A 25,043-nucleotide genomic window follows, 5' to 3' on the forward strand; every position below is an offset into this window, starting at 1 on the left:
GCGCGCGCGTGAAGACTTAGGCCGAGCCCTGATTGATGTTGGCGCCGACATCGTTGAGGTACGCCCCGACGATGGCAGTGTCGCCGGTGATCGCGACAGAGAACCCGAAGAAGTCGCTCGCCGCGCCGTCCGATGCCGCGAACTGGGTCTGCTGAGTCCAGGTCGCACCCGAGCGGATGAAGATGTAGGCCGAGCCCTGATCGACGTTGGCGCCGACGTCATCGCCGGTGGCGCCCACGATGGCGGTATCACCCGAGAGCGCGACGGCGTAGCCGAAGTAGTCGGTGTGAGCGCCGCCCGAGCCTGTCAGCAATGCCTGCTGCGTCCAGACGGTACCCGAGCGTGTGAAGACGTAGGCCGCGCCCTGATCGACATTGGCGCCGACGTTTTTGAGGTACGCGCCGACGATCGCGGTGTCGCCCGAGATGGTGACGGAGGTGCCGAACTCGTCGTCCGCGGCGCCGTCCGAAGCGGTGAGTTGGGCCTGCTGGGTCCATGCGGTGCCCGCGCGGGTAAAGACATAGGCCGAGCCCTGATTGATGTTCGCGCCGACATCGTCAAGGGCCGCCCCGATGATCGCCGTGTTGTCTGAGATGGCGATAGACACACCGAACGTGTCGGCCCCGGCGGCGGCGCTGAGCAGCGTGAGATCGGGCCCGAGCCAGGTAGAGCCGATGCGGGAGAAGACCCACGCCGAGCCTCGGTTGACGGCACCGCCGACGTCGTCGCCGTAGGACCCCACGGCGGCGGTGTCGCCCGAGACCGCTACCGATATGCCGAAGTTATCGCTCGCGGCACCGTCCGGTGCGACGAGCTGTGCCTGCTGGGTCCACGTCGTGCCTGAGCGCGCAAAGACATATGACGATCCCTGGCTGTTGTTGGCGCCGACACGGTCCAGATATGCGCCGATCACCGCGGTGTCGCCGGAGAGCGCGACGGAGATGCCGAAGTTGTCGACGGTCTCGCCATCCGAGGCCTCGAGCCGGGCCTGCTGGGTCCACGCCGTCCCGGAGCGCGTGAATACATAGGCGGAGCCCTGGTTGGTGTTGGCGCCGACATCGTCGAACCACGCCCCAACGATCGCGGAGTCGCCCGAGATCGCAACGGAGATGCCAAAGCTGTCGATCACCCCGCCGTCCGACGCGACGAGCTGCGCCTGCTGGGTCCAGGACGTGCCCGAGCGGGTGAAGACATAGGCCGAGCCCTGATCTTGGTTGGTGCCGACGTCGTCGAGCCACGCCCCGACGATCGCGGTGTCGCCCGAGAGCGCCACGGAAATGCCGAACTGATCGTCCGCGGCTCCGCCCGTGGCGGTCAACTGGGCCTGCTGGGTCCAGGTCGTGCCCGCGCGGGTGAAGACGTACGCCGAGCCTTGATTGGGGTTGGCCCCGACGTCGTCGCCAAAGGCCGCGACGACCACGGTGTCGCCCGAGATCGCGACGGAGTTGCCGAAGTTGTCGAACGTGGCGCCGCCCGTGGCGGTAATGCGGGCCTGCTGGGTCCACGTGGTGCCCGCGCGGGTGAATATGTACGCCGAGCCCTGATCGCTGTTGGCGCCGATGTTGTCGCCGCTCGCCCCGACGATCACGGTGTCGCCCGAGACCGCGACCGAAGTGCCGAAGTTATCGCTCGTCAGTCCGTCCGCGGCCGTCAGTGTGGCTTCGAGCGTCCATCCCGAGCCGGTCCAGCGATACACGTGGGCCGTCCCCTGGTTGGAGTTGCCGCCGACATCGTCGCTGGGCGCCCCGACGACCATCGTGTCGCCGTCCACCGCGACGGCCTGGCCGAACTGATCAGCCGCGGCGCCGGACGGGTGCAGCACCTGCAGCGGCGTGGACCGCTGCGCCGCGGCCGGAGCCAGCGCCACCAGCATCATCACGCAGGAAACTGTCGCACGAACGCCCGCCTACCACGCGCCCCTTCGAAGGTCCATTGTCGCTCCCCTCCCGAGTTGAACGCGACCAGTCTACAGCGGCGGGAGTTCTGTAAACCCTGAAAACTGTGGGGGCCTGCTGCCCCAACCGTCCTTCCCCGCGGTGCGGCGAGCGCGTGCGTCGGGGTCCGCGAGCCCGCGTGGAGGGCAAGCCGATCGTGCTCGTGCAGGGCGGCGCGCCGCTGGAGGAGAACATGCGCCAGGAACGCATCGACACCGATGACATCCTGCACGCGGCCCGGACTTCGCAGGGCCTGCACAGCATGGAGCAGATCGAGCAGGCGGTGCTCGAGCGGGGCGGAGCGATCTCGATCATCCCCGCGCCCAGCAGCGCGCCGGACCCGGCGCGCGCGACCTAGCCCGGGACGCCGGCGGGCGTGGTGCGCGGGCGTTCGCGCCCGGTCACGACGAGGCCGAGCGCGCGTTGACGAGCTCGGGCTCCTTCCGCTGCGCGGGGCGCTCGATGCGCTGGTCGGGCGAGGGGTGGCGCGTCTGCGCCGTGGGCGGCAGGCGCAGGGCGACGTCGCGCGCGATGGACTGCTGCAGTGCGCGGACGACGCGGACATCCGCGAGGCCCTCGGCCCCGGAGGGCTCGGGCACGCGTCCCGAGCGGAGGCAGTCGGAGAAGTACTGTATCTCGGCGGCGAACTGATCTCGCTGCGAGAAGGAGCGCTCGCGCGTCTTGCCGTCGACCGTGATGCGCAGGCCCAGCCCCTCGGTGTACTCGTAGGCGGGCTCGACGCGGACATCGCCCCGGGTGCCGTAGACCTGGTACCAACTGGCCTCGGCGAGGGCGAAGCTGCACGCGAACATCGCCAGGCGGTCGCCCGGGAAGCGCAGGTGCGCGGTGATCGTGTCGCTGACTTCGTCGAAGCGGCCGTCGGGGCACCGGCGCGTCCACGCCTGGACCTCGACGGGCTCGCAGCCGAAGATCGTGCGTGCGGCGTTGATGCAATAGACGCCGATGTCGTAGAGCGGGCCGCCCCCGAGATCGGCGTCGAGGCGGATGTTCTGCGGGTCGGCGATCTGGTAGGAGAAGGCGGACAGGAACAGGCGGGGCTCGCCGATCTCGCCCTCGCGCACGATCTCGAGCGCCTTGAGGTTGGCGGGCTCGAAGTGCAGGCGGTAGGCGGTCATGAGCAGCACCTCGTGGCGCTCACACGCGTCGATCATCTCGACGCATTCGCCCTCGGTCATGCCCAGAGGCTTCTCGCAGAGGACGTGCACGCCCGCGCGGGCCGCACGGTGCACGTACTCGGCGTGTTCGGTGTTCGGCGTCGCGATGTAGACGGCGTCGATGTCCTCCTCGGCGAGGCACGCTTCGAGATCGCGGTAGGTGTACCGCGCGTCGACCTTGTACCGATCGCCCAGTTCGTCGAGCTTGCGAGGATCGCCCGACACCAGCGCCGCCAGCTCTGAGTTCCGCGCCCGCCGGAAGGCCGGCAGCACGGCGGCCTGGGCGATGTGCCCCAGGCCGATGACCGCGTACCGCACGCGCGCGTGGCGGCCGAGGGGGCGGCGGTCGTCGTCGTGGGAAAAACGCTCGTCGGGTCGGGTCGCGGGCATCGGGGTCTCCTGCGGGTGTCGCTCGGTCCGCGCAGACCGTCACGCGCCGGCACGCATGCGCGATCGTCGTGAAGTCGTGCTGAACCGCCCATGAACGGCCTGCGAGGCGAAGGCGAGTTTCTGCCTAGGCGGCGTAGATGCCGTCTTCCTGGAGCGCCTTGTTGATGGCGACGCCCGCGGTGGCGCCTTCACCGGCGGCGACAATCGCGAACTGCACGTCTCGGTCTGCATCCCCAGCGACGTACAGCCCCGGCACGCCGGTCTGCTGCCTGTCGCCGGTCACCACTCCGCCCTCGTCGGTCGTGGCGCAGCCGAGCAGCGAAGGGAGCGTGCTGCGCTGGACCTGGCCCGTGTTGAAGAACATCGCGTCGCGTTCGATGGCGCCTCCACCGGCAAAGAGGATCCGCTCGAGCCGCCCGTCGACGCCTTCCACGCGGGCGAGGCGCTCGACGCACACGACGACGCCCGCCCGGGCCGCCCGCTCGCGCAGGTCGCCGCTGGGGAGTTCGCCGTCGGTGCAGGCGACCACGTCGCGGCTCCAGTTGCGGAGCACGAGGGCGAGCCCGAGGCCCTTGTCGCCGGATCCGTACGCCGCGAGGCGCCGGTCGCGATGGCCCCATCCGTCGCAGTACGGGCAGTGGTGGATCGAGCGGCCGTACAGCGGCAGGAGGCCCTCGATGGGCGGGAGCACGTCTGTGACGCCGGTCGCGAGCAGGAGTTTGCGGCATGTGAGGCTGATCTCGGCGTGCGGTTCGACGGACGGGACCGGGCGATAGGTGACGCTGAACCCGGGGGGTGTGGAGTGCGCGTCGATGGCCGTGCCCTCGCGGAAGTGGACGTCGTGCCGGGCGAGTTCGTCACGCCCGAGCGCGCGGAGGTCGGCGGGCGCGATGCCGTCGCGGGTGAGGAAGTTGTGGAGCGAGGTGGCGTGGTGGTTGCGCCCGGCGCCGGCGTCGATGACCATGACGGAGCGACGGCAGCGTGCGAGCACGAGGGCGGCGGAGAGGCCGGCCGGACCGGCACCCACGATGACGACGTCGAGGTCGGGATCGGTCATCGGTGGTGTGCCCGGTGTCAGCGCGTGAAAGGGGGCCCGGAGTCTGACGACTTCGGGCCCCGCTCCCTCCTGCGCCGCAAAGGCGGGTTAGCGCCCGCCGTGGGAATGCTGTCCGCCGAGGGCGCGGCCGCGCTGGGCACGCTCCCAGGACTCACGGGAATAGTGGCGACCGGCGGAGTCGGTGTACCCGCGTCCGCCGCCGCCGCCGCCGCCGCTGTTGCTGCTGCTGCGAGACGACGAGCCGCCGTTCGAGCGGGAGCGGGAGCGCCCACCCCGATCGTCGTCATCGTCGTTGCGCGAGGACCGCCCGCTGCTGCCGCGCGAGGACGACGAAGAGCGGGAGCGTCCGCCGCGGTCGTCGTCGTCGTCATCGTCGCGCGAGGAGCGCCGTCCGCCGCCGCCGGAGGAGCCGGCGAACTGCCCGTACTCGTCGCGCTCCTGCGAGCGAGCGGAGTTGTACCCGCCGCGGCTGCGTCCTTCGTACGAGCCGCGATCATCGTCGTAATCGGACGAGCGTGACGAGCGCCGGCCGGAGTAGTCCTCGTCGTACCTCGAGCGTCCGCTCCGTCGGTCGTCGTCGTAGCGATCTTCGTCGTACCTTCCCATGCCTGAGCTCCTTTCCGAGTTGAGTGCGTGACTGCCCGGAGTCGCCCCGCCTGCGAGCGTGTTGGTCCCGCCGGCGCTCGCCGCGCGGGGACGCGCGGGCGTTGCCGCGCGTTGGGCGTTCTGTGTCGATGTCGTGGATTCCGTGGTGTCGGTGCTGTCCGATGCATCCTGCGAGCCGGTCGCGTCTTCGGGCGTGCCGCCCGCGAGCCGCGTGAGCGAGCGGCTGGTGTTGCGTTCTTCCTCCAGCGTGGCGCGGAGCGCCTCGAGGTCTTCCGTGCGTCCGAGCTTGGTCGCCAGCAGGATGAGCGACTCGTACGCCGACGTCTCGTAGTGCTCGACCTTCTGCGCGCCGGCGATGAGCACGGTGTCGCGGATCGACTCGGCGGGCTCCTTGCCCAGCGTCTCTTCGCCCTCGGCGATGATGGCCTCCATGCCCTTGCACTTCACACGCCCGGCGCCCTGCCCGAGCGACTTGAGGATCGCCTCGAGGCGGGTCACCTGCTCGCGGGTTTCTTCGAGGTGCGATTCGAACGCGCTCTTGAGCGATTCGCCGGCGGCGGCGGCCAGCTTGGGCAGCGCCTTGATGAGCTGGCGTTCCGCGCTGAGCGTGTCGCGGATCGCGTGGAGGTAGACGTCCTGCTCGGATTCCAACTTCATGGTTGTGTTCCTGGGGATGGGGAGACCGCGTAATGCGGGAGCGCCTGAAACATGCATGAGCCCGCGGCGCGCTGGGGGGCGCACCGGCGGGCGATGATCACGCGGAACTCACTGGCGCTTCACAGCGGGTGGGCACGGTTGCAGGTGCATCACGCGACGGCTCGCGTGGCAGCGCCGGTGTTCGGCGCCCGCGAGGCGGCGCCGGACCCAACGACCAAACCCCCCACCCCGAGGAGTTCCGTCATGACGACCATTCCCACGCAGACGACCGTTGTGCCCGTTCGAACGGATGGAGTGGCCCGCGCCGGCTACTGGGAATCCACGTGGGGCCCGATCCTGATGGGCGTCGTGGCGTCCATCGGGCTGCAGTTCGTCTTCACGGTGCTGGGCGTGGCGATCGGCGCGAGCACCGATCCGTACGAGCGCGAGCTCGGGATCTCCGCCGCGCTGTGGTGGCTCATCACGGGCACCATCGCGCTGTTCTTCGGCGGGTTCGTGATGGGGCACGTCGCGAACATGCGTCGCGGGATGCCGCTGCACCTGGCGGGCATCGCGATGTGGGCGACCGTGGGCCTGTTCGGGTTCATGGTGATCTGGTCGGGGACGGGCATGGTGAGCCAGAGCCCGTTCGCGATCATGCGGGCGGATCGGTACGTCGACACGCGCGCCGGCGCGATGGATTCGGCCGCCGCACTGGGCGACGACACGGCGACGCCGGTGACCGCCGAAGAGGCCCGCCGCGCGGTGCGTACGGCGTCGTGGTGGGCGGTCATCGGCCTGCTCGCCGGGGCCGTGGCGTCGGTCGCGGGCGCGAACGCGGGCGTGCCGCACCGCGGGCTGCGCGATCGCGACGCGTTGCGCGATCGCGACGCGATGCGCGACCGCGACCTCTCTCGCTCCACGACCACGCCGTAGCACCCGCTACACGCCCGGAGCGCACCGTCATGCAGGTCACTCTCAAGCCGCTGGACCAGCAGGTCATGGTCCTCACGGGGGCGTCGAGCGGGATCGGCCTGGCGACCGCGCACGCCGCGGCGGAGCGGGGCGCCGCGGTCGTCCTCCTGGCGCGCAGCGCGCAGGCGATCACCTCGATCGCCGAGGACATCCGGGGGGCGAAGGGGCGGGCCCTCGCCGTGCCGTGCGACGTGTCGGATCGCGTGCAGGTCGAGACGGCGGCGCGTGCGGCGATCAACGCCTTCGGGCGATTCGACACCTGGGTGAACAACGCCGGGGTCTCGATCTTCGGGCGCATCGAAGAGGTGAGCCAGGAGGACGCGCGGCGTCTGTTCGACACCAACTTCTGGGGCGTGCTCAACGGGTGTCTGGCGGCGCTCCCGCACCTCAAGCGGTCCGGCGGGGCGCTGATCAACGTCGGCAGCGAGGTGTCGGAGGCGGCGCTGCCGTTGCAGGGCATCTACGCAGCGTCGAAGCACGCCGTGAAAGGGCTGACCGACACGCTGCGGATCGAGGTGTGCGAGGTGGAAGAGGCGCCGGTGGCGATCACGCTGATCCAGCCGACGGCGGTGAACACGCCGTACCCCGTGCACGCGCGGAACTACATGGCGCGCGAGCCCAAGCTGCCGACGCCGCAGATCGGGCCGGAGCGCGTCGCAGAGGCGATCCTCGACGCGGCTCAGAAGCCGACGCGCTACGCAAAGGTCGGGGCCATGGCGTCGATCAACACCGCGATGGCCAAGGTGATGCCGGGCCTGGCCGACCGGATGGCCGCCAAGCAGGTCGACCGGCAGCAGGAGCCCTTTCCGGCGATGCACCGCGCCGGGGCGCTGCACCTGCCGTCCGACACGACGGGCAGCGTCGGCCAGGTGCACGGCACGCCATCGCCCGACGACACGCGCCGATAGGTCGGCGCGGCGGCCCGCGGGACCACTGCTTGACACGGAACAGACGGCGGCTATCGTTGCCCGCAATGACGCCCGTGCCGCAGCATTCCCACCATCATCATCACGCGTTCCGCGTGGCCGGATGATGGTGCGCTGAGGCGAAAGCCAACCTGAACGCGACCATCAACGCCGGCCAAGTGCCGGCGTTGTGCGTTGTAGGGCGCGCACGACCCCGGTGCTGATGCCGGCATGGAGCAGACCATGCCGCCGAACACGACCGAAGGACCGGGAACGCCCGCGCTGCTGCGCATGGCGCTCCCGAAAGGACGGATGCAGCCGGGCGTGTTCGCCCTGCTTGCGGACGCAGGGATCGACGTGCGCGTGGGCGCGCGCGGGTATCGCCCGCAGGTGTCGCTGGAGGGCGTGGACGCGAAGATCCTCAAGCCGCAGAACGTGGTCGAGATGCTCGCCGCGGGGTCGCGGGACATCGGCTTCGCGGGCGCCGACTGGGTGGAAGAACTGGGGGCGGACCTCGTCGAGGTGCTCGACACGGGGCTCGACGCGGTGCGGATGGTGGCGGCGGCGCCGGCGGGGGCGCTCGTCGGCGGGCGTCTCGCCCGCACGCCGCTCGTGGTGGCGTCGGAGTACGAGCGCCTCACCCGCCGGTGGATCGAGTCCAACGGGCTGGAGGCGCGGTTCGTGCTGTCGTACGGCGCGACGGAGGTCTTCCCGCCCGAGGACGCGGACTGCATCGTCGACATCACGGCGACCGGCGAGACGCTGCGGGCGCAGCACCTGGTGGTGTTCGACGAACTCATGCGCTCGTCGACGCGCGTGTACGCGAGCCCGCGAGCGATGGCCGATCCGGTGCGCCGCGGCGCGGTCGAGCGCCTGGTGATGCTGCTGCGCTCGGTGCTCGAGGCCCGCCAGCGTGTGATGATCGAGGTGAACGTGTCGGCCGAGGCGCTGGGACGCGTCATCGAGGGGCTTCCGTGCATGCGTGAGCCCACGATCTCGCCCCTGCACGCGCAGGCGGGGTTCGCGGTGAAGGCGGCCGTGCCCCGCAACCGCCTGCCGGCGCTCATCCCGGAGCTCAAGCGACGCGGGGGTACGGACCTGGTGGTGTCGCACCTCTCGCAGATCGTGCCATGATGAACACGACCGCCGCACACACGGGGCGCGGGGACATCGGTCTGTCGTGGGCGCAGGGCGAGCCGCCCGGCGCCTACGCGCCGCCGAGCGCACCCTGGCCGATCGACCTGGCGCTCGACGCGAACGAGGGGGCACCCGCCGGCATCGGCACGCTCACGCTGCCGGCGCACGCGGGGGCCGACGTGCTCCGCCGATACCCCGGGGCCGGCACGCTCGAGGCGCTCATCGCGGCGCGCGCGGGTATCGACCCCGGGCGCGTGCTCGTCACCGCCGGGGGCGACGAGGCGATCGACCGCGCGTGCCGCGTGGCGCTCGGGCCGGGTAGACGCATGGTGCTGCCGGTGCCCACGTTCGAAATGATCGAGCGGTACGCGCAGGGCGTGGGCGCCGAGATCGTGCGCGTGCCGTGGCCCTCGGGCCCCTTCCCCGCAGATGAGGTGCTGCGGCGCACGGACGACAGCACCGCGATGATCGGCGTCGTGTCGCCGAACAACCCCACCGGCGGGGTGGCGTCCGCCGAGGACCTCGCGCGCGTGTCGGCGGGGGCGCGCGGCGCGCTCGTCATGGTCGACCTGGCCTACGCCGAGTTCGCCGACGAGGACCTCGGCGCCGCGGCCATCGCCCTTCCGAACGCGATCATCATCCGGACGTTCTCGAAGGCGTTCGGGCTGGCGGGCATCCGCGTGGGGTATGCCATCGGCCCGGAGCGCGTCATCCGCGCCATGCGGGCCGCGGGCTCGCCATTCCCTGTCTCGGGCACGAGCCTGTTGGTGGCGTCCGAGGCGTTGCGCACGGCGGACGCGTGGCTGCCCGAGAGTGTCGCACGGGTACGCGAGATGCGACGACGGCTCGCGGCGGTCTTGGTCGAGATCGGCGCCGAGCCCGTGCCCTCCCAGGCCAACTTCGTGCTCGCGGAGTTTCGCGACGCCGCCTGGGTATGGCGGGCGCTCGCCTCGCTGGGCATCGGTGTCCGGTCGTTCGCGAGTCGGCCGGGGCTCGAGCGCTCGCTGCGCATCACGTGTCCGCCCGACGACGCGTCGTGGCAGCGCCTGCACCGCGCGCTGCACGCGGCGGCACGCCCGCGGGCGCTCGTGCTCGATCTCGACGTCGTCGGCGCGGCCTCGGACTGGCCCGCGCGCCTTGCGCGCCGGCTCCCGGTCGAAACTGTCACCGATCGCGATGCAGCGTCCCTGCCGGGCCCGGCAGCGGTCCGCGCGACGATGACGCGACTGGGTGTCGAGCACGCGTGGATGATCGCGGGCTCGCCGGCGAGCGTGCGGGCCGCGCGTGCGGCGGGTGTGCCCGCGGTCGGCGTCGCGATGACGGGTGACGAGGGACGAGCGGCGCTCGAGGCCGCGGGTGCGGCCCGGGTCGTCGATGACCTGACCCGGGTAGAGGAGATGCTCCCATGACGGAACGCACGGCGACCATTGAGCGCTCGACGCGGGAGACGGCGATCACGGTGTCGGTCCGTCTTGATCGCGCGGGCGGGTCCGCGATCGGCACGGGCCTGGGCTTTCTCGACCACATGCTCACCGCCCTGGCGACCCACGCGCGGATGGGCCTCGACGTGCGATGCACGGGCGACCTCGACGTTGACGACCATCACACGGTCGAGGACTGCGCAATCGCGATCGGGCAGGCCCTGGACGCCGCCCTGGGCGATCGGCGCGGCGTGGCGCGCTTCGGATCGGCCTACGCCCCGCTCGATGAGTCGCTCGCGCGCGCGGTCGTTGATCTCTCGGGGCGCGCGCACGCGACGGTGCACCTGGGCCTGCGGCGCGACCGCCTCGGCGCGGTCGCGTGCGAGAACATCACGCACTTCTTCGCGTCCGTGGCCGCGTCGGCGCGCCTCACGCTTCACCTTGACGTGCTCCGGGGCGAGAACGACCACCACAAGGCGGAAGCGGCGTTCAAGGCCTTCGCGCTCGCGCTGCGGGCGGCGGTTGCGCGAGTGCCGGGGATCGACGACGTGCCCTCGACCAAGGGGACGCTGGCATGACGGCGCGCGCGGTGACGATCATCTCGACGGGCGTGGCGAACACGGCGTCGGTGGCGGCGGCGTTCCGCCGGTGCGGGGCGCTCGTCGACATCACCGACGACCCCGCGCGCGTGCACGACGCGGCGCGCGTCGTGCTGCCGGGCGTTGGGTCGTTCGGCGCCGGCATGGCCGGCCTGCGTGCACGAGGACTCGCGGGCGTCATCGAGCGGCGCGTGCGCGCCGAGCGCCCGCTGCTGGCGATCTGCCTGGGCCTGCAGATGCTGTGTGTCTCGTCCGAAGAGTCGCCGGGCGAGCGCGGGCTCGGCCTGATCGACGCGCCGGTGCGGCGCTTTCCCGAGGGCGTGCGATGCCCGCAGTTCGGGTGGAACGACGTCGTCGCGGACGGCGCGTGCCGCCTCGTCCGCGCTGGCTGCGCGTACTACGCGAACTCCTACCGCATCGCGCAGCCGCCGGGCGGCTGGGCGGTTGCGACGACGGACCACGGGGGCCCGTTCACCGCGGCGGTGGAGCGCGGCGGAGTGCTGGGGTGCCAGTTTCACCCGGAACTCTCCGGCGCCTGGGGACGCGAACTGCTCGCACGCTGGCTGGAGTGCGACGCGGGAGGACGCGCATGCTGAAGCGTCGCATCATTCCCTGCCTGGACGTTCGGGCCGGGCGCGTCGTCAAGGGCGTGCGCTTCGCGGGGCTGCGCGACGCGGGCGATCCCGCCGAACAGGCGGCCCGGTACGAGGCGCACGGCGCCGACGAGATCGTCATCCTCGATGTCTCGGCGACTCCCGAGGGGCGCGAGACCGCGGTCATGACGATCGCCGCCGTGCGCGCCGTGCTGTCGATCCCGCTGACGGTGGGGGGCGGCGTGCGCAGCGTCGAAGATGCGGCACGCCTGCTGCGCGCGGGGGCCGACAAGGTCGCGGTGAACACCGCGGCGGTGGAGCGTCCCGCCCTCATCGCCGAGCTCTCGGCGTGGGCGGGGGCGCAGTGCGTGGTGCTGGCGCTCGACGCCGCGCGGCACGGGGCGGGCGAGCGGTGGGAGGTCGTCACGCGGTCCGGGGCGCAGCGCACCGGGCTGGATGCGCCGTCGTGGGCCGGGCGCGCGGAGGAACTCGGCGCCGGCGAGATCCTGCTCACGAGCTGGGACCGCGACGGGACGGGCGCCGGATACGACCTCGATCTCATCCGCGGGGTCGCGGCGCGCGTGCGCGTGCCGGTCATCGCATCGGGCGGGGCGGCGGGTGTCGAACACATGGGGCTGGCGTTCGACGCCGGGGCCGATGCGGTGCTTGCCGCGTCGGTGTTTCACGATGGGGTGCTCACGGTGGAGGGCGTCAAGGCCGCGCTCGCGCAGCGCGGCGTGGAGGTGCGTCGATGATTGTGCCGTCGATCGATCTTCTCGGTGGCAGAACGGTGCAGCTCGTGGGGGGTGAGCGGCTGTCGCTCGAGGCGGGCGACCCGCGTCCCATCGCCGAGCGGTTCCGGGTCGCGGGCGAGATCGCGGTGGTGGATCTCGACGCCGCTCTCGGGAGCGGGAGCAATGCGCCGATGGTCCGCGACCTTCTGCGCGTCGCCCGGTGCCGTGTGGGTGGCGGGATCCGCGACGAGCGCACGGCGATCGAGTGGCTCGACGCGGGCGCGAGCTCGATCGTGCTGGGGACCGCGGCGACGCCGGACCTGCTCCGGCGCCTGCCCCGCGAACGGGTCATCGCCGCGCTCGACGCCCGTGACGGTGAGGTCGTCGTCGAGGGATGGAAGATCGGGACCGGCGAGACCATCATCGATCGCATGCGACGGCTCGAGGGGCTCGTCGGCGGGTTTCTCATCACGTTCGTCGAGCGCGAAGGGCGCCTGGGGGGAACGCGCCTGGACCTCGTGCCCGCGCTCGTCCGCGCGGCGGGCTCGGCGCGCGTCACGATCGCCGGCGGGATCACCACCGCGCGAGAGGTCGGCGTGCTCGACGAGATGGGCGCCGACGCGCAGGTCGGCATGGCGCTCTACACGGGCCGGCTGGACCTCGCGGACGCCATCGGCGCTCCGCTCCGCAGCGACCGTCCCGACGCCCTCTGGCCGACGGTCATCGTCGATGAACTCGGGGTGGCGCTCGGGCTGGCATACTCCAGCGCCGACAGCCTTCGGGACGCCGTGCGAACGCGCCGGGGCGTGTATCACTCCCGAACGCGCGGGCTGTGGGTCAAGGGCGCAACATCCGGCGACACGCAGGAGCTGATCGCGGTCGACGTCGACTGCGACCGCGACTGCCTGCGGTTCGTTGTCCGCCAGCGGGGGCGCGGGCATTGCCACCGCGGGACGCGCACGTGCTGGGGCCCGCACGCCGGGCTGCCCGCCCTCGCGGACCGCATCGACCGTGCCGCCGCGATCGGGGAGCCGGCGTCGTACACGGCGCGCCTGCTCGCGGACCGCGCGCTGCTGAACGCGAAGCTGCGCGAAGAGGCGGTCGAACTCGGCGAGGCGAGCGTGGCGGAGGACGCGGTGCACGAGGCCGCGGACGTGCTGTACTTCACGCTCGTCGCGCTCCGGCGCGCGGGGAAGACGCTCGCGGACGTCGGCGCCGAGCTCGACCGGCGCGCCCTGCGGATCACGCGTCGGGGTGGCGACGCCAAGCCGGGAGGGAGCGTGTCATGAGCACGCCGTTGCTGCGGCCCGTCCTGCCCGAGGCGTGCACGCTCGAGCGTCGAAGCCCCATCGATCGTGGCACGTGCGTCGAGGTCGCGCGCATTCTCGAGGACATCGAGGCGCGGGGCGAACCAGCCGTCCGCGAGCACGCGGCGAGGCTCGGCGATCTCGAGATCGGTCGGGCGTGTGTGCACGATCGCGCGGCTCTCGACGCCGCACGCGACCGGCTTTCACCCCGCGAGCGCGACGCGATGGAACGCGCGGGCGCGCGGATCCGCGCGTTCGCGCGGCTGCAGCGGGATTGCATCCGCGATCTGGACGCGTCGATCGAGGGCGGGCGTGCCGGGCACACCTGCATCCCGGTCAACTGCGCCGGGTGCTATGCGCCGGGCGGGCGATTCCCGCTGCCGTCGTCCGTCCTCATGACCGCCATCACCGCACGGGCCGCGGGAGTCGAGGTCGTGTGGATTGCATCGCCCAGGCCGACCGACGCGACGCTCGCGGCGGCGTCCATCGCCGGCGCGGACGGTCTGCTCGCGCTCGGGGGAGCGCAGGCGATCGCGGCGATGGCGCTCGGTCTGTGCGGCGTGCCGGCGTGCGACATGATCGTCGGTCCCGGCAATCGGTGGGTGACCGCCGCGAAGTTCCTGCTCTCCGACCGGGTGGGCATCGACATGCTCGCCGGGCCGTCCGAACTCGTCGTGCTCGCCGATGACTCGGCCGACCCGGCACTGGTGGCGGCCGACCTGTTGGCGCAGGCGGAGCACGACGAGGACGCGCTGCCCATTCTCATCTCGACCGACGCGACGCTGCCGGGGCGCGTCGATGAGCATCTCTCGGGGATGCTCGTGTCGCTGCCGACGCGTGCCACGGCTCAGGCCGCGCTGCGCAACGGGTTCAGCGTTGTGGTTCGCGACATAGACCGCGCGATCGAACTGTGCGATGCGATCGCGCCCGAGCACCTGGAGATCATGACGCGAGACGCGAGCCGCACCGCGGCGCGGGTCCGCAACGCGGGCGCGGTGTTCGTCGGGTCGGCGTCGGCCGAGGTGCTCGGCGACTATGGCGCGGGCCCGAACCACGTGCTCCCGACCGGGGGGACGGCTCGTTCGCGCGCGGGCCTTTCGGTGTTCTCGTTCCTGCGCCCGCGGACGTGGCTGGACATCCAGGCGCGCACGCCGTCGGTGCGGCTGTCGCAGGACGCGCAGACGCTGGCGCGGGTGGAGGGGCTGGAGGCCCACGCGCGGGCGGCTGGCCTGCGGATGTAGCGGCCACGCGGTGACCGGCGCGGGCGTGCTACGTCCGGGCGTTGGCGCGGGCCGCGCGGATGGCGTCGACCAGTCCGGGCGGCGCGACGGTGGTCGCGGGCTCGTCGGAGGGCGCGAGCGCATCGCGGCTGGCGTCGATGGTGCGCTGGTAAGAGCGCAGGTACGCGACGCAGGCGGGGCACACCGTGAGGTGGCGCTCGAACTCGACGCGCGCCTCGGCGGGCAGCGTGCCATCGAGGTAGTCCGCGATGAACTCGATGAGCTCACGGCAGGTGATGTACTCACTCGGCATGGAGAACTCCTTCCGTGAACAGCGGCGTGAGGAGCGTGCGGAGGGCCTGGCGTGCGCGGTGCAGACGTGTCTTGACCGCCGCGGGCGACAGCCCGAGCAGCGTGGCGACTTCATCGGTATCCATCTGCTCGATGTCGCGCAGCACCAGCACCTCGCGGTACGGGTCGGGCAGGGCATCGATCTTGGCGCGGACGACCGCGCGGATGCCCTCGCGTTCGATGCCGATGGACTCGGCCGGTTTCCATTCAACACCCGGATTCTTGCGGTGCCCGTCCTCGGCGAAGGTGGGCAGCAGCGCCTCGATAGATTGTGTCGGACGACGCCGGGCCGAGCGCAGTTTCATCAGACAGACGTTCACCGTGATGCGGTGTAGCCACGTGCCCAGTTGCGAACGTCCGTCGAAGGTGTCCAGCGCCTTGAACGCGCTCAAATAGGCCTCCTGCACCGCGTCGCTCGCGTCGGCCTCGTTGCGCAGCAGGCGCTGCGCCACGCAGAACAGGCGCGAGGCCGACTGCGCGACGAGCTCGTCGAACGCCGCGTCATCGCCCCGGCGCAGACGCTCCAGCAGCGTGCAGGGGGGCTCGAACGCCGATGGGTCGCCCCGAGAGCGCGAGGCGTTGGTGTGTGGTACGTCCGGGTTGATGTGTCGGTCCATGGGCGGATCTGAGAGCCATGCCGTGGTCGCGTGCTCCATGGTCTGATCTCCCGCATGCCGGCCGGTCTTCGCGAGTGCCCGCACGTCGCCGGGTGACGTGACTCGCACGAATCGGAACATTATTCCCGGCCGGTGGCGTGCCGGCGCAGGAACACCGGAGGAAACTCTGCACACTTGCATGAGTATCCGGATGCTCGGGCTCAATCGTGAGATTCGCGGAAAATCAGTCTGTCCTGTAACGGCATGAAGATAAGAATGCGTACTCGTGTGGGAGCGACGCGACCCGACACGTACGCCCGGACCCCGCGGGAGTTCGTAACGCCGCGCGATTCGTCGGCATCTGAGGAGTAACGCCGGGCGACGCCGGAGCGGCAGGCTGTCTCCGCGCCCGCACCGATCGTGGAGTCCTCCCCATGTCGACGATGACGAAGATGAACAGCACGCTGATCGCCGATCTCACGCCCGATCAGCTCCCCGAGGTCGTGATGCCCGCGTGCGAGGTACGCCCCATCCTGCGCGGCCAGACCGCCATCGTGACCGGCGCCTCCTCGGGCATCGGTCGCGGCATCGCGAACGCGCTCTGCGCCGCCGGCGCGAACGTGGTCGTGAACTACATCGGCCCCGACGCCGACGCCGAGGCCGTCGTGCACGAGGCGACGCACTGCGGCTGCGCGCACCGGGGCGAGGCGATCGCCGTAAAGGCGGATGTCTCGGACGAGGGCCAGGTCCAGGCGATGGTCGCCCGGGCCGTGCAGCGCTTCGGCACGGTCGACATCCTCGTGAACAACGCGGGCATGCAGTGGGACGCTCCCATCGAGTCGATGTCGCTCGCGCAGTGGCGCAAGGTCATCGACGTGAACCTCACGGGGCAGTTCCTCTGCGCCCGCGAGGCGATCCGCGAGTTCAAGCGTCGGGGCGTGCGCCGGGACGTCTCGTGCGCCGCCGGGAAGATCATCTGCGTGTCGAGCGTGCACGAGGTGATCCCGTGGGCCGGGCACGTCAACTACGCCGCCAGCAAGGGCGGGGTCATGCTCCTCATGAAGAGCATCGCCCAGGAAGTCGCGCCGTGGCGCATCCGCGTGAACAGCATCTGCCCGGGCGCGATCCGCACCCCGATCAACCGGCCGGCGTGGGAAACCCCCGACGCGTACGCCGACCTCATGCGGCTGATCCCCTACAAGCGCATCGGCGAGGTGGACGACATCGCGCGCCTCGCGGTGTGGCTCTCGTCCGACGAGGCCGACTACATCACCGGCGCCAGCCTGTTCGTCGACGGCGGGATGACGCTCTACCCGGGCTTCGAGACCGGCGGCTGATCCGCGGCGCAGGGGAGGGGGCGTCATGCTCGCGTTGGTCGACGCGCTCCGCGCGCACTGGCCGGAGTATCTCATCGAGGCGACGCTGCTCGGCGCGTTAATGGTCTCGGCGTGCGTGAGCGTGCGGGTCGTGCAGCACGACGCGTCGCCGCTGCGCCGGCGCATCCCGTCGGCGTTCGCACGGCGGGCGCTCATCGGCGTGCTCATGGGCCTCACCGCCGTCGCGCTCATCTACTCGCCCCTGGGCCAGCGGTCGGGGGCGCACATGAACCCGGCGACCACCCTCGCGTTCTTCACCCTGGGCAAGATCGGCCCGTGGGACGCGCTCTGGTACATCGCGGCCCAGTTCATCGGCGGGGCCGGGGGCGTGCTCGTCGCGCGGGCGCTGCTGGGGCCGGTGCTGCGCCATCCGACGGTGAACTACGTCCTGACGACCCCCGGGCGGTGGGGCTCCGCCGCCGCCTGGGGCACGGAGTTCGCCCTCGCGTTCGCGCTCATGGGCATGGTGCTGCTCGCCACGAACGACCCGCGCACGGCGTCGTACACCGGGCTCTTCGCCGGGTGCATGGTCGCGCTGTACATCACGCTCGCGGCGCCGCTTTCGGGGATGAGCATCAACCCGGCCAGGACGTTCGGCTCGGCCGTCGTCGCCCGGCGGTTCGCGTCGCTGTGGATCTACTTCACCGCGCCCACGCTGGCGATGCTGAGCGCGGCCGGTGCTTACGCCGCGGCGTTCGGCGCCGACCACGTGCTGTGCGCGAAACTGAACCACGACGGCGGCGGGCGCTGCATCTTCCGCTGTCACATCCACGACAAATCCGCAACGCCCCCGCGACGCACGCCCGACGCCGGCATCGGAGAAGAGGTGCGCCCGAACGACGGGCGCGATCAGCACACGCAGGCGGAGTGACCCCGCGGATGGACTACGACGTGATCATCATCGGCTCGGGCGCGGGCGGCGGCACGCTCGCCCACGCGCTCGCGCCATCGGGCCTGCGGGTCCTCATCCTCGAGCGCGGCGACGTGCTCCCGCGCGAGCGCGAGAACTGGGACGAGAAGGCCGTCTTCGCCGACAAGCGCTACCTCGCCAAGGAAACCTGGTACGACCGCGACGACCAGCCATTCAGCCCGTACACGCACTACTGGGTCGGCGGCAACACCAAGGTCTACGGCGCCGCACTGCTCCGCATGCGCGTGCACGACTTCGGCGAGGTCCGGCACTACGGCGGCATCTCGCCCGCCTGGCCCATCTCCTACGACGACCTCGAGCCGTATTACACCCGCGCCGAGCGGCTGTACAGCGTGCACGGCGACCGCGGATCCGATCCGCACGAGCCACCCGCCTCCGCCCCGTTCCCGTTCCCGTTCATCGAGCCCGAGCCCCGCATCAAGGCGCTGTTCGACGACCTGCGGTCGCAGGGCTACCGCCCCTTCCCCATCCCGCTGGGCGTCCGCCTTGATCGCGCTAGCCCGACGGCGGCGCCGTACCGCTTCAGCGCGTTCGACGGCTACCCGGACCTTACCGAAGTGAAGGCCGACGCGCACGTCTGCTGCGTGCAGCCCGCGCTTGCCCGAGAGAACGTCTCCCTCGTCACCCGCGCGTACGTCGAACGCCTCGTGACCGACCCCCGCGGCGGGACGGTCACCGAAGTCGTCGCGCGCCGCGACGGCGAGCGGCTCGTCTTCCGCGGGAGCGTCGTCGTGCTCGCCTGCGGCGCCATCAACTCCGCCGCGCTCCTGCTCCGCTCCGCGAGCGATCGGCACCCGCACGGCCTGGCGAACGGGTCCGACCAGGTCGGACGCAACTACATGTGCCACCAGAACGGCTGCTTCCTCGCCGTCACGCAGGAGCGCAACCCCTCGCAGTTCCAGAAGCACTTCGGCATGACCGACTTCTACTGCGGCGCGCCCGATTCGCCCCTCCCGCTCGGCACCATCCAGCTCATGGGCAAGCCCGATCGCGGGACGATCGACTGGCTGCGGGGCGGGGACTTGCCGGGCGTCTCGATCGACGACATCGCCTCCCGCACGATCGACTTCTTCCTCACCGCCGAGGACCTTCCCGACCCGAACAACCGCATCACCATCCGGCCCGATGGCGCCATCAAGGTCTCGTACCGCGTCAACAACGCCGAGGCCTACGAACGCCTCGCCACCAAGTTGGGCGAGGCGCTCTCCCGCGCCGAGATGTCGCGGGGGCGGCGTCGACCGGAATACCTCGCGGCACGCCTCGGCGTCGGCGGCGTCAGCCACCAGAACGGCACGCTGCGCTTCGGCACCGACCCGGCGACCAGCGTGCTCGACGTCAACTGCAAGGCGCACGAACTCGACAACCTCTACGCCGTTGATGGGTCGTTCTTCCCGTCCAGCAGCGCCGTCAATCCCTCGCTCACGATCATGGCGAACGCGCTGCGGGTCGCCGAGCACCTGCTCGGGCGCCTGGGCGTTGCCGGCGCCGCCGCCCGGCGCGCCGAGGAGACCCTGGTATGAGATCCCACTCGCTCGCGCGGCTGCTCGTCGCGCGCTTCGCTGTCGCCGTCGTCGCCGGCCTCGCGCCCGCCGCCCTCGCACAGCCCGCCGGCGCGCCGCCCACGAGCCACGCATCCGCCGCGCCCCACGCGCCAGTCACGGCGGTGGAGTCCATCGGCATCACCGTCGGCGACCTCGATCGCGCGGTCGACTTCTACACGCGGGTGCTGGGGTTCGAGAAGGCGTCGGAGCACGAGTTCGCGGGCGAGGCCATCGAGCACCTGACGGGCGTCTTCCCCGCGCGCGTCCGCACCGCTCGCCTGCGCCTGGGGCAGGAGTCGATCGAACTCACCGACTACCTCGCGCCCGAGGGGCGCCCGATCCCCGATGACTCGCGCAGCAACGACCGCTGGTTCCAGCACATCGCGATCGTCGTGTCCGACATGCCGCGCGCGTACGCGCACCTCCGCGCCCACGCGGTGCGACACGCGTCGAGCGGCCCGCAGACGCTGCCGGACTGGAACCCCAACGCCGGCGGGATCTCGGCCTTCTACTTCAAGGACCCCGAAGGGCACGTGCTCGAGGTGATCCACTTCCCGCCCGGCAAGGGCGACCCGCGCTGGGCCGCCCGCGCCGCCGAGAGCCCAACGAGCCTCTTCCTGGGCATCGATCACACCGCGATTGTCGTCGAAGATACCGAGCGATCGCTGGCGTTCTATCGCGACGCGCTGGGGATGCGGGTCGCCGGCGGGAGCGAGAACTACGGCCCGGAGCAGGAGCGCCTCAACGCCGTCTTCGGCGCGCGCCTGCGCATCACCACCCTGCGTGCGCCCCAGGGCCCGGGCGTGGAACTGCTGGAGTACCTCGCGCCGACCGACGGCCGTGAGTACCCGGGCGACGCACGCCTGAACGACCTGCTGACCTGGACGACCAACGTCACCTGTCCGGACACGCACGCCCTGTCCTCGCACCTGCGAGGCGGCGCCCGGTGGATCTCTCCCGGGCCCGTGTCGGGCCTGCCCCACGAGATGAAGCTCGACGCGGCTGCGCACGCCCGCGACCCGGACGGGCACGCCCTGCGATTCGCCGCTCCCGCCAAGTAACGCCACGAAGGAATCCGCATGCCCTCGACCCGCTCGAAGTCATCTCGCGCCGTCGCACTCGCGCCCGCACCCGCCGCACCCGCCGCTCGTGCAGCGTCCGTTCCCGCCGCTCCCGATGCCGAGGCGCGCCGCCTGGCCGACGCCGACGCGGGGCGGGCGGCGTGGCGACGGTGGGGGCCCTATGTCTCCGAGCGCCAGTGGGGCACGGTGCGCGAGGACTATTCGGCGAACGGCGACTGCTGGACGCACTTCCCGCACGACCACGCGCGCTCGCGCACGTACCGCTGGGGCGAGGACGGGCTGCTGGGGATCAGCGATGATCAATGCCGCCTGTGCTTCGCGCTGGCGCTCTGGAACGAACGCGACCCGATCCTGAAGGAGCGTCTGTTCGGGCTCACGGGCCCCGAGGGCAACCACGGCGAGGACGTGAAGGAGCACTACTTCTACCTCGACTCCACGCCGACGCACTCGTACATGAAGGCGCTGTACAAGTACCCGCAGGCCGAGTTCCCGTACGCGCGCCTCGTGGAAGAGAGCCGCACGCGCGGGCGCCACGAGCGCGAGTTCGAGATCGAGGACTCGGGCGTGTTCAACGACGGACGCGTCTTCGATGTGCAGGCCGAGTACGCCAAGGCCTCGCCCGACGACATCCTCATCCGTCTCACGATCTCCAACCGCGGGCCGGAGGCGGCCCGGATCCACGTCCTCCCGACGCTCTGGTTCCGCAACACCTGGTCGTGGGCGCCCGGCTCGCCCCGTCCCTCGCTCGTCGCCGACGGCAACACGCGCATCCTCGCCACGCACCCGGACATGGGCTCGATGGTGCTGTCGATCGACGACCAGGCGGCCAGCCCCGAGCTGCTCTTCACCGAGAACGTCTCGAACACGCAGCGCCTGTGGGGCGTTCCGAACGAGACCCCGTTCGTGAAGGACGCCTTCCACGAGCGCGTCGTCCGCAACAACGCCGGCGCCGTGAACCCCGCCGGGCGGGGCACCAAGAGCGCCGCGTGGTACGCCCTGGATGTTCCCGCGAACGGCGCCATCACCCTGCGCCTGCGCCTCCACCCGGCCAACGCCTACGCCCCGCTCGACGCGCGCGCGTTCGACCGCGTCGTCGACGAGCGGCGGGCCGACGCCGACGCCTTCTACGACGCGCCCCCGCGCCGGCATGGCGAACTCTCGCCCGACGCCCGCCTCGTGGCGCGCCAGGCGGCGGCAAGCCTGCTCTGGAGCAAGCAGTTCTACCACATCGACATCGCGCCCTGGCTCGACGGCGACGCGGGCCAGGTGCCGCCCCCCGCCGAACGCACGCGCGGGCGCAACGCCGACTGGCGCCACCTGAACAACCAGGACATCATCTCGATGCCCGACAAGTGGGAGTACCCGTGGTACGCCGCGTGGGACCTCGCGTTCCAGATGATCCCGTTCGCGCGCCTCGACCCGCAGTTCGCCAAGGACCAGCTCGTGCTCATGCTGCGCGAGTGGTACATGCACCCCAACGGGCAGATCCCGGCGTACGAGTTCGCGTTCGGGGACGTCAACCCGCCCGTGCACGCCTGGGCCGTGTGGCGCGTGTACAAGATGACCGGCGCGCGGGGCCAGCGCGACCGCGTCTTCCTCGCCCGCTGCTTCCAGAAGCTGCTGCTCAACTTCACCTGGTGGGTGAACCGCAAGGACCCCTCCGGCAAGCACATCTTCGCGGGCGGGTTCCTCGGGCTCGACAACATCGGCGTCTTCGACCGCTCGCGCCCACTCCCCACCGGCGGCTCGCTCGAGCAGGCCGACGGCACCGCGTGGATGGCCTTCTACTGCGGCACGATGCTCAGCATCGCCCTCGAGCTCGCCGCCGGCGACCCCGCCTACGAGGACATCGCCACCAAGTTCTTCGAGCACTTCATCGCCATCACCGACGCCATGAACACCCTCGGCGGCACCGGGCTCTGGGACGAGCACGACGGCTTCTACTACGACCAGCTCCGCATGGGCGATGGCGCCATCCCCCTGCGCGTCCGCTCGCTCGTGGGCATGGTGCCCCTCCTGGGCGTTGAGATCCTTGACGACCGCGTCATCGACCGGCTCCCGGACTTCCGCACCCGCATGCACTGGTTCCTCAGGCACCACACCGACGTGCCGTGGCACGCCACCTGCGCCTGCGCCCACACCGGCGCCGCCCACGCCATGCGCCTGCTCGCCATCCCCTCGCGCGACCGCCTCCAGCGCGTCGTCTCATGCCTCATGGACGAGCGCGAGTTCCTCTCGCCCTTCGGCGTGCGATCCGTCAGCAAGCGCCACGAGCGCGACCCCTACGTCTTCCATCACAACGGCGAGGAGTTCCGTGTCGACTACACGCCCGGCGAGTCCACGACCGCGCTCTTCGGGGGCAACTCCAACTGGCGCGGGCCCATCTGGTTCCCGCTGAACTTCCTCCTCATCGAGGCGCTGGAGCGCTACCACCACTTCTACGGCGACGACCTCACCGTCGAGTGCTGCTCGCGGCGCATCACGCTCGCGCAGGCCGCCGACGAGATCCGCACGCGCCTCTCGCGCCTCTTCCTCCCCGACGCGCAGGGCCGGCGCCCCTGCCACGCCGACGACCCGCGATTCGCCGCGGACCCGCACTGGAAGGACCTCGTGTACTTCCACGAGCACTTCCACGCCGACACGGGTCGGGGCCTGGGCGCCACCCACCAGACCGGCTGGACGGCGCTCGTGCTCGAGATGCTGCACCGCGCCGCGCCGGCAACCTGACGCGGCGCGGGCGCCCCGCCCGGCCCGCGCGGCGTTGCCGCCACGCCCGCGCTCGGGTCGACACGATGTAACCAACGGGCGTCCGGCGGCATCAAACACCGCGACACCAGAGGATAACACCGATGAAATACCAGCATGTTGCAGCCTGTGCCGTTGTCGCCGCCGCGTCCATCTTCGCCCGGGGCGTGGCCGCCCCGCAGCCCGGCGCGCAGGGCGCGCCCGCGCACGCCACGTCGGCCGCTTCCAAGCCCGTGCTCACGCTCGACGGCGCCCAACGCGTGCTGGCCGCCGCCGTCGCCGAGGCCCGCGCGAAGCACGCCGGCGGCGCGATCGCCGTGGTCGACGACGGCGGGCACCTGATCGTCTTCCAGCGGCTGGACGCCACGTTCCCCGCGGGCGCCGAGGTCTCGATCGGCAAGGCCCGCACCGCCGCCACCTTCCGCAAGCCCACCAAGGCCTTCGAAGACGCGCTCAACGCCGGGCGCTTCGCCCTCGCGGGCGTGCAGCAGATGACCCCGCTGCAGGGGGGCATCCCCATCGTCATCGACGGGCACGTCGTCGGCGGCATCGGCGTCAGCGGCGCGCACAGCCAGGCCGAGGACGAGCAGATCGCCATCGCGGGCGCCGCCGCGGCCTCGACCGCGCCGTAGCGCTCCCGCGCGCCTCCGTCCGCTCGTGCCGCGTCGTGCGTCGACGCGTTGTCCGAATCATCGTGTGCCACCGAACCCGTCTCAGGAGAGTGTTATGTCCGCGTCCGTGTTCCCCCGCATCGTGCTCGTCCCGTGTCTGGCGTTGCTCGCCCTCGCTCCCGCGTGCGCGCGTCATGGCCGCTGCGTCGGCATCGACGACCCGACGCTCGCCCACCAGCGTGTGCTCGTGAACCTGGACAACGCCGGCGCCGCCATCGCCGGGCACGACCCGGTCGCGTACTTCACCGACGCCAAGCCGGTGAAGGGCGATCCGACGATCCGCTCGACGCACGCCGGGGCGCTCTACTACTTCGCCTCGCTCGAGCACAAGCGGATGTTCGACGCGAACCCCGCCAAGTACGAGCCGGAGTTCGGGGGCTACTGCGCCTACGCCGCCTCGATCAACACGATCTCCCCCATCGACCCCAACTACTGGGAGATCGTCGACGGACGGCTCATCCTCCAGCACAACCAGCGCGCCTGGGACGCCTGGAAGAAGGACCCCGCGGGCAACCTCGTGAAGGCCGACAAGAACTGGCCCGGGCTCGTCGAGCGCAACGGCACGCCGCCCCGGGCGCTGCTCAACGTCGACCCCGCCGGCCTGGCGCTCGAGGGCTACGACCCCACCGCGTACATCCTCGACGGCAAGCCCCGCAAGGGCGACCCCGCGCTCGCGCGCTCCTTCCAGGGCGCCATGTACTACTTCGTCCACGCCGAGCACAAGAACGCCTTCGAGAAAGACCCCGCACGCTTCGTGCCGCAGTTCGGCGGGTTCTGCGGCTACGCCGCCTCGATCAACAAGGTCTCGCCCGTCAACCCCGAGATCTGGCAGATCGTCGACGGGCGCGTCGTGCTCCAGCACACCCCCGAGGCCTACCGCCTGTTCAACGAGAACGTCCGCGGCAACTACGCCAAAGCCGAGAAGAACTGGCCCGGCCTTTCCAGCCGGCGCTGCCGCTAAGCCTCTTCCCCCCTCCGGCGCTCGCGCGCGTGGTGCGCCGAGCGCCGATTTCTCTCTCCGCGTGACTGAGTTCGACCCGCTCCCGTGCCGCCCGTGAGAA

Annotated in this window: 23 protein-coding genes; 17 read left to right on the forward strand and 6 right to left on the reverse strand. The window is 71.4% G+C overall.

The annotated features are described in order from the left end of the window. Positions 1-16: 16 nt before the first annotated feature. Positions 17-1,876, reverse strand: coding sequence for an FG-GAP repeat protein (locus SFY69_00455; GenBank protein ID MDX2130505.1), 1,860 nt, complete (start codon positions 1,874-1,876; stop codon positions 17-19). Positions 1,877-2,073: 197 nt separating this feature from the next. On the opposite strand from SFY69_00455, the gene SFY69_00460 reads away from it, so the two are divergent. Beyond that, a complete protein-coding gene (locus tag SFY69_00460; protein ID MDX2130506.1) occupies positions 2,074-2,292 on the forward strand; it encodes a DUF421 domain-containing protein in 219 nt (72 codons plus the stop codon). Positions 2,293-2,335: 43 nt separating this feature from the next. On the opposite strand, the gene SFY69_00465 is transcribed toward SFY69_00460, so the two are convergent. The 3 genes from SFY69_00465 to SFY69_00475 form a co-directional block, all read right to left on the reverse strand. Further along, a complete protein-coding gene (locus tag SFY69_00465) occupies positions 2,336-3,499 on the reverse strand; it encodes a Gfo/Idh/MocA family oxidoreductase (protein MDX2130507.1) in 1,164 nt (387 codons plus the stop codon). A gap of 124 nt (positions 3,500-3,623) precedes the next feature. After that, on the reverse strand, positions 3,624-4,556 hold the full coding sequence (locus tag SFY69_00470; protein ID MDX2130508.1) for an NAD(P)/FAD-dependent oxidoreductase: 933 nt from the start codon (positions 4,554-4,556) through the stop codon (positions 3,624-3,626). Positions 4,557-4,643: 87 nt separating this feature from the next. After that, positions 4,644-5,819 carry a DUF892 family protein gene (locus tag SFY69_00475; GenBank protein MDX2130509.1) on the reverse strand — a complete coding sequence of 392 codons (1,176 nt, stop codon included), beginning with the start codon at positions 5,817-5,819 and terminating at the stop codon, positions 4,644-4,646. Positions 5,820-6,062: 243 nt separating this feature from the next. Between SFY69_00475 and SFY69_00480 the strand changes: the two genes are divergently transcribed. From SFY69_00480 to hisD, 9 genes are all read left to right on the forward strand, one after another. Beyond that, on the forward strand, positions 6,063-6,734 hold the full coding sequence (locus SFY69_00480; GenBank protein ID MDX2130510.1) for a hypothetical protein: 672 nt from the start codon (positions 6,063-6,065) through the stop codon (positions 6,732-6,734). Positions 6,735-6,763: 29 nt separating this feature from the next. Further along, positions 6,764-7,681: an SDR family oxidoreductase gene (locus tag SFY69_00485; protein MDX2130511.1), complete on the forward strand. Its 918-nt coding sequence runs from the start codon at positions 6,764-6,766 to the stop codon at positions 7,679-7,681. A gap of 228 nt (positions 7,682-7,909) precedes the next feature. Next, positions 7,910-8,812, forward strand: coding sequence for an ATP phosphoribosyltransferase (gene hisG / locus SFY69_00490; protein MDX2130512.1), 903 nt, complete (start codon positions 7,910-7,912; stop codon positions 8,810-8,812). Then, entirely contained in the window at positions 8,812-10,224 is a 1,413-nt protein-coding gene (locus SFY69_00495; protein MDX2130513.1) for an aminotransferase class I/II-fold pyridoxal phosphate-dependent enzyme, read from the forward strand. The genes hisG and SFY69_00495 overlap by 1 nt, the downstream gene beginning before the upstream one ends. Beyond that, positions 10,221-10,814 (forward strand): imidazoleglycerol-phosphate dehydratase HisB, encoded by a 594-nt coding sequence (gene hisB / locus SFY69_00500; GenBank protein ID MDX2130514.1) that lies wholly within the window; start codon positions 10,221-10,223, stop codon positions 10,812-10,814. The genes SFY69_00495 and hisB overlap by 4 nt, the downstream gene beginning before the upstream one ends. Then, entirely contained in the window at positions 10,811-11,431 is a 621-nt protein-coding gene (hisH, locus tag SFY69_00505; protein ID MDX2130515.1) for an imidazole glycerol phosphate synthase subunit HisH, read from the forward strand. The genes hisB and hisH overlap by 4 nt, the downstream gene beginning before the upstream one ends. Then, positions 11,425-12,183, forward strand: a complete 759-nt coding sequence (gene hisF / locus SFY69_00510) for an imidazole glycerol phosphate synthase subunit HisF (protein ID MDX2130516.1) — start codon at positions 11,425-11,427, stop codon at positions 12,181-12,183. Before hisH ends, hisF begins: the two co-directional genes overlap by 7 nt. Then, positions 12,180-13,451 (forward strand): phosphoribosyl-ATP diphosphatase, encoded by a 1,272-nt coding sequence (gene hisE / locus SFY69_00515; GenBank protein MDX2130517.1) that lies wholly within the window; start codon positions 12,180-12,182, stop codon positions 13,449-13,451. The genes hisF and hisE overlap by 4 nt, the downstream gene beginning before the upstream one ends. Beyond that, positions 13,448-14,710 (forward strand): histidinol dehydrogenase, encoded by a 1,263-nt coding sequence (hisD, locus tag SFY69_00520; protein ID MDX2130518.1) that lies wholly within the window; start codon positions 13,448-13,450, stop codon positions 14,708-14,710. Before hisE ends, hisD begins: the two co-directional genes overlap by 4 nt. A gap of 28 nt (positions 14,711-14,738) precedes the next feature. Here hisD and SFY69_00525 read toward each other — a convergent pair whose 3' ends face one another. Both SFY69_00525 and SFY69_00530 read right to left on the reverse strand, forming a co-directional pair. After that, a complete protein-coding gene (locus SFY69_00525; GenBank protein ID MDX2130519.1) occupies positions 14,739-15,002 on the reverse strand; it encodes a zf-HC2 domain-containing protein in 264 nt (87 codons plus the stop codon). Beyond that, positions 14,992-15,657: a sigma-70 family RNA polymerase sigma factor gene (locus SFY69_00530; protein ID MDX2130520.1), complete on the reverse strand. Its 666-nt coding sequence runs from the start codon at positions 15,655-15,657 to the stop codon at positions 14,992-14,994. Before SFY69_00530 ends, SFY69_00525 begins: the two co-directional genes overlap by 11 nt. A gap of 485 nt (positions 15,658-16,142) precedes the next feature. On the opposite strand from SFY69_00530, the gene SFY69_00535 reads away from it, so the two are divergent. From SFY69_00535 to SFY69_00565, 7 genes are all read left to right on the forward strand, one after another. Continuing rightward, positions 16,143-16,973, forward strand: a complete 831-nt coding sequence (locus tag SFY69_00535) for an SDR family oxidoreductase (protein MDX2130521.1) — start codon at positions 16,143-16,145, stop codon at positions 16,971-16,973. 25 nt (positions 16,974-16,998) lie between these two features. Then, positions 16,999-17,883, forward strand: a complete 885-nt coding sequence (locus tag SFY69_00540) for an aquaporin (GenBank protein ID MDX2130522.1) — start codon at positions 16,999-17,001, stop codon at positions 17,881-17,883. Positions 17,884-17,891: 8 nt separating this feature from the next. Beyond that, entirely contained in the window at positions 17,892-19,463 is a 1,572-nt protein-coding gene (locus tag SFY69_00545; GenBank protein ID MDX2130523.1) for a GMC family oxidoreductase, read from the forward strand. Next, the gene (locus SFY69_00550) at positions 19,460-20,545 is read left to right on the forward strand and encodes a VOC family protein (protein MDX2130524.1); all 1,086 of its coding nucleotides are present in this window, start codon (positions 19,460-19,462) and stop codon (positions 20,543-20,545) included. Before SFY69_00545 ends, SFY69_00550 begins: the two co-directional genes overlap by 4 nt. Positions 20,546-20,563: 18 nt before the next feature. Continuing rightward, positions 20,564-23,293, forward strand: a complete 2,730-nt coding sequence (locus SFY69_00555) for a glucosidase (GenBank protein MDX2130525.1) — start codon at positions 20,564-20,566, stop codon at positions 23,291-23,293. Between the two features lie 122 nt (positions 23,294-23,415). Further along, a complete protein-coding gene (locus SFY69_00560; GenBank protein ID MDX2130526.1) occupies positions 23,416-23,943 on the forward strand; it encodes a heme-binding protein in 528 nt (175 codons plus the stop codon). A gap of 94 nt (positions 23,944-24,037) precedes the next feature. After that, entirely contained in the window at positions 24,038-24,943 is a 906-nt protein-coding gene (locus SFY69_00565) for a YHS domain-containing (seleno)protein (GenBank protein MDX2130527.1), read from the forward strand. The last annotated feature ends 100 nt before the right edge of the window (positions 24,944-25,043 follow it).

It is taken from the genome of Planctomycetota bacterium (assembly GCA_033763975.1).
In the GTDB taxonomy this organism is placed as follows: Bacteria; Planctomycetota; Phycisphaerae; order Phycisphaerales; family UBA1924; genus RI-211.

Coding starts and splice junctions, on each gene's coding strand:
- SFY69_00455 (MDX2130505.1), bottom strand. CDS start 1,876: ATGATGCTGGTGGCGCTGGCTCCGGCCGCGGCGCAGCGGTCCACGCCG.
- SFY69_00465 (MDX2130507.1), bottom strand. CDS start 3,499: ATGCCCGCGACCCGACCCGACGAGCGTTTTTCCCACGACGACGACCGC.
- SFY69_00470 (MDX2130508.1), bottom strand. CDS start 4,556: ATGACCGATCCCGACCTCGACGTCGTCATCGTGGGTGCCGGTCCGGCC.
- SFY69_00475 (MDX2130509.1), bottom strand. CDS start 5,819: ATGAAGTTGGAATCCGAGCAGGACGTCTACCTCCACGCGATCCGCGAC.
- SFY69_00480 (MDX2130510.1), top strand. CDS start 6,063: ATGACGACCATTCCCACGCAGACGACCGTTGTGCCCGTTCGAACGGAT.
- SFY69_00485 (MDX2130511.1), top strand. CDS start 6,764: ATGCAGGTCACTCTCAAGCCGCTGGACCAGCAGGTCATGGTCCTCACG.
- hisG (MDX2130512.1), top strand. CDS start 7,910: ATGGAGCAGACCATGCCGCCGAACACGACCGAAGGACCGGGAACGCCC.
- SFY69_00495 (MDX2130513.1), top strand. CDS start 8,812: ATGAACACGACCGCCGCACACACGGGGCGCGGGGACATCGGTCTGTCG.
- hisB (MDX2130514.1), top strand. CDS start 10,221: ATGACGGAACGCACGGCGACCATTGAGCGCTCGACGCGGGAGACGGCG.
- hisH (MDX2130515.1), top strand. CDS start 10,811: ATGACGGCGCGCGCGGTGACGATCATCTCGACGGGCGTGGCGAACACG.
- hisF (MDX2130516.1), top strand. CDS start 11,425: ATGCTGAAGCGTCGCATCATTCCCTGCCTGGACGTTCGGGCCGGGCGC.
- hisE (MDX2130517.1), top strand. CDS start 12,180: ATGATTGTGCCGTCGATCGATCTTCTCGGTGGCAGAACGGTGCAGCTC.
- hisD (MDX2130518.1), top strand. CDS start 13,448: ATGAGCACGCCGTTGCTGCGGCCCGTCCTGCCCGAGGCGTGCACGCTC.
- SFY69_00525 (MDX2130519.1), bottom strand. CDS start 15,002: ATGCCGAGTGAGTACATCACCTGCCGTGAGCTCATCGAGTTCATCGCG.
- SFY69_00530 (MDX2130520.1), bottom strand. CDS start 15,657: ATGGACCGACACATCAACCCGGACGTACCACACACCAACGCCTCGCGC.
- SFY69_00535 (MDX2130521.1), top strand. CDS start 16,143: ATGCCCGCGTGCGAGGTACGCCCCATCCTGCGCGGCCAGACCGCCATC.
- SFY69_00540 (MDX2130522.1), top strand. CDS start 16,999: ATGCTCGCGTTGGTCGACGCGCTCCGCGCGCACTGGCCGGAGTATCTC.
- SFY69_00545 (MDX2130523.1), top strand. CDS start 17,892: ATGGACTACGACGTGATCATCATCGGCTCGGGCGCGGGCGGCGGCACG.
- SFY69_00550 (MDX2130524.1), top strand. CDS start 19,460: ATGAGATCCCACTCGCTCGCGCGGCTGCTCGTCGCGCGCTTCGCTGTC.
- SFY69_00555 (MDX2130525.1), top strand. CDS start 20,564: ATGCCCTCGACCCGCTCGAAGTCATCTCGCGCCGTCGCACTCGCGCCC.
- SFY69_00560 (MDX2130526.1), top strand. CDS start 23,416: ATGAAATACCAGCATGTTGCAGCCTGTGCCGTTGTCGCCGCCGCGTCC.
- SFY69_00565 (MDX2130527.1), top strand. CDS start 24,038: ATGTCCGCGTCCGTGTTCCCCCGCATCGTGCTCGTCCCGTGTCTGGCG.